We start from the raw sequence: 462 nt of genomic DNA on the forward strand, positions 1-462 counted from the left end.
AGCATGAAATCGATCAGCGCCCGATGCATGCGAGCCAACCCGCCGCTCATCACGGAGAACCGGGCGCCGGACAGTTTGGCCGCGCGCTCGAAGTCCAGCCCGCCGTCCAGGGCTTCGCCCACATCCACGTGATCTTTGGGTTCAAACGGCAGTGTTTTCGGTGTGCCCCACTGGCGCACTTCCACGTTGTCCTCTTCGTCATTACCTGCCGGCACCGCATCTTGCGGCACATTGGGAATCCCCATCAGAAATTCACGGATTTCTTCCTGAATCGCCTTGGCGCTCGCCACTTCGCGATCCAGCTCTGCATCGATGGTTTGCAGGGTTTCTGCAACCTGCGACTTGGCGTCTTCCACCGCCATGCCGGACTTGATCAGTTCGCCCACCTGCCTGGAGGCTTTCTTGCGATCGGCCTGCAACTCCTGGGAACGGATGTCTGCCTGCTTACGCTTGGCATCCAGG

The 462-nt window shown here is 60.2% G+C and carries 1 pseudogene; it reads right to left on the reverse strand.

Annotated features, from left to right (window positions below):
- A pseudogene (locus A3730_RS05760) lies at nucleotides 1–462 on the reverse strand (serine--tRNA ligase); the annotation flags it as partial.

Source organism: Alcanivorax sp. HI0044 (assembly GCF_001634945.1).